Annotated in this window: 1 protein-coding gene; it reads right to left on the bottom strand. The window is 60.9% G+C overall.

All coding sequences use genetic code 11. The features are described 5' to 3' along the window. Nucleotides 1-76 precede the first annotated feature (76 nt). Nucleotides 77-3288 (bottom strand): Tc toxin subunit A (locus QMX89_RS22505; RefSeq protein WP_282349943.1); only part of this gene is annotated, 3212 nt, incomplete at its 5' end.

Here is a 3288-nt window from a genome sequence, read left to right as displayed (position 1 = left end):
ATTTTGTGAACACTTTGAATCCTTGTGGGAGCGGGGCTCTGCCCGCGAAGGCGGCGCTGCGGTCACCCCGGAGGCGTTAGCGAACAGCCGCCATCGCCGCCTGGCCTACCGCCTGCCAGTCAGCCTCGGGGCTGTCGGCCGTCAGCGAGCAGGCTTGCAGCAGGGTCGCCGCGTTCAGGCCCGTCTCGAGCGACACGGCCTGCGCCCGGCGCAGCCAGTCGATGTGAGCGACGGTCTTGGCGGTCTTCTGCGGCAGCAGCTCGGTCAACAGCGCCACTTCGGTTTCGCGCCAGCCCAGCAGGGCCGACACTGCGGCATTGCAGGTTTGCGCCTGCACCGCCAGTTGGCGCTTGCCCGGGCGCTTGGAAACCAGCGCGTTGGCCTGCTCTAGGTAGCCCAGCAGGCGCTCTTCGGGTTGGCCCAGAGTGTTGAAAAGGGTCTCGTAAGCCTTGAGCAGGCGCAGATTGTCCAGCTCCAGCGGTCGCAGGTTCGTGGCACCAAGCCATTCCGGGCAGGCGATGAAGGTACGCAGTGCGCGCGGGCCCAGATTTGTCCAGGTCACAACCTTGCTGACGGCCACAACGTGCTGCAGCCTCTGGAGCGTGTACTCTTGGGATGAGCGCTCAGGCTCGCCCTCGATCGGCCAGCCCTGGGTGACGTGATACAGCACCGCCCCTGGCGCAAAGTTGGCCAAGTGCCCTGCCAGCACGGCTAGCTCAGGCATCAGACCGGTGTGTTCTTGCAGTAGCGCTTCGATCAGGCGTTCCTGGCGACGCAGGCGCTCAAGCAACCACTGGTCCAGGCAGCCCATGGCCGATTCGACGGCCTCGGATGTCAAGGCAAGCGAGTCAAGCATCTGCTGAAGGCGGGCTTGCAGCTGTGCCAGGTCAGTGTCTTGGGCCGTGAGTTCTCGATCGATCACGAAGCCACTGCTGCTGACAAGTGTCCACGCACGCAGCTGTACGTACCAATCGACGGCCGTGCCGTCTTGCAAGGTAGGCAGACCCAGCTCATTGACCTGCTCTGGGGTGACGCGTTGATCACGAGCCTCGTTGGCCAGTTGTTCAAGACGTTCGTACAGGGCAGGGGCGGGTGTGCGGCTTTCGACATTGTCGAGCAGTGCGCGCAAGGACGATACGGTCAGCTTGTGGGTCTTGAGCCACCGCACGCACTCATCCAGTTGCATCAGGATGTCCAGCACGTCCGCTTCGACTTCTGCGCCGGCTTCCCGTGGCAGCAAAACGCCGGCCGTGCATTTGCGCACGAATTCGACGCCGCCCATCAGACGCAGCAAGCCATCCAGGTCGGCGACGTTGATGCTGAACAGGGCAGCAATGCGCGCTTGGCGATACAGCGCCGACACTATTGGCAGCGAGCGGTTGAGTGGACCGACGTGAGCAATGGTATTGGCTGCCAGCACGCCGAAAGAAGTCACGTCGGGCAGCAGACCCAGGCCGGCGCACAATTGGCCGATGGTTTTCTGCGAGGCCATGTCGGACGGGTCCTGCGTGAAGGCAGTTTGATCCAGTTGCAACGGCGCGCCGAACAGCACTGGGCTGTTGAAGACGCGATCGAACAACGGCAGCGTGTCGCCGCTGGCGAAGGGGGTTATGTCGTGTATAAACGCTGCGAACTCTTCCGCGCCGATGCCGTAGTGGCGGTTGAAGTAGCGATAGGCGCCCAAGGTGCGCAGGGTGTTCTGATTGGGCTGCAACGCCGGGTTGGCATCGCCCTCGGCGCGCATGGCCGACACAATCAGCGTATCCAGTTCGGCAAACGGGATATTCGTCCAGCGTTGCAGACGGATCATGCGCTGCATCCGGTCGAAACGGTCAAGAGAGGTATTGCCCAGCAACAAGGGAGAGGTGTCGGCTCCTTGCCAGAAATTCAAGGCGTTGTTGTATTGCTCTGTGTTGGCTCCTGATTTGTAGTTGTCTTGGCCGCCCGTGCCGTTGACGTAGACTGCGCCGTAGCTCATTGGGTTGGGCATGCGCCGCTCCGGCCTGCTTGAACCGGTCTTGTTACCTATCGGACAGTTCGGCGAAAGCTGCGGGAAAGCCCGCTTCTGCGCAATCAGTGACTGCAACTGATCGGCATCTACACCTGTTGTCTGGCAAAATGTATTCACTTGGCTCAACGAGCAGTTGTCGAATACAAGTTGCTCGATGCCGTAGTGCTCGCGGAAGAAAAGGGTTTCTTCGTCAGTCAGGTTACGGCCTTGGCCAGCAATACTGCCGGTATAGATACTCACGCTCAGACGGCGACCGATACGGATCACACCGTCGGTTTTGGCCATCACGTCAATCAGCAAAGGCGCATGAAACTCACTTTCGAGGGGTTGGCCGCCGTTATCGGCTGGATCATACGTGATACGCAAACAGATGCCCTGATTCAGGTCGTCATGGGCGGTGGGTAGCGGCCATGACCCGCCGCTCCCCTCGCGCAAGCCATGAACCCTCAGGCTAACGGTCTGCGTAACGCCGTTGTGCTGCAAGGTCATCATGATCAGACTGTATTGTTCGTGATGAGTGACATTCGAGACTGCAGGCTGAACCGGCACCTCGAAATGTGTAGTGCCCGTAGTCCACAGATAGGTGTTGGACTGGATAGGGGAATACCACGAGTTATCACTCAGTGTCCGGCCCAGGGCCGGAAACAGGCTTGGCTGAACAAGCAGACGTTGCTGCACCGGGCTCAAACCTGACATCAGCGGCAAGGCATTTTTAGTCATGGCGCTAGGCGTGGCTGCCAAGGTGTAATTGATCTCACCCAGCGCAGGCTTCTCCCCACCCAACGCCAGACTCACCTGCTGATGCGCGAAGTGATACGGAAACACGAACGGGTGTTTCTTCTCGGCCAGCAGTTGATGCACCGGCCGCACATCGTCTTTTTCCTCCTGGTACTTGTTGATGCCCTGGGTCAGCACGTCATTGACCAGGTCCAGCATGGGCCGGCTCTGGTAGGTGCTTTGCTCGTCGATCAGCATCTGGTCCAGGTCGGGGCGGCGCACTGTCAGCGGGATGCGCAGTGGCGAGGTGGAGGCGCCTTCGATCTTTTCGGCGGCGAAGCGGCGCAGCGAACCCAGGTAGGCCACTGGTCCGTCCATGGCTTCGATGGCGCCGACCTTGCAGAACTGGTCCCAGTTTTCCTTGAACAGATTCGGGTAGCTGGGGCCGACGTTGACCAAGGCGCGCACGCCGGTTTGCGGAGCGATCAGCGGCAGGCTGCGGCCGGACGAGACCTGCTCTTCACGGAAGGAGCGCGCGATCTGGTTGGCGTAGCACATGG

Source organism: Pseudomonas sp. PS01301 (assembly GCF_029960215.1).
GTDB classification, from domain to species: domain Bacteria; phylum Pseudomonadota; class Gammaproteobacteria; order Pseudomonadales; family Pseudomonadaceae; genus Aquipseudomonas; species Aquipseudomonas coleopterorum.
The sequence above is the reverse complement of the archived record's forward strand: the minus strand, read 5'-3'. Positions and strand labels throughout refer to the sequence as shown.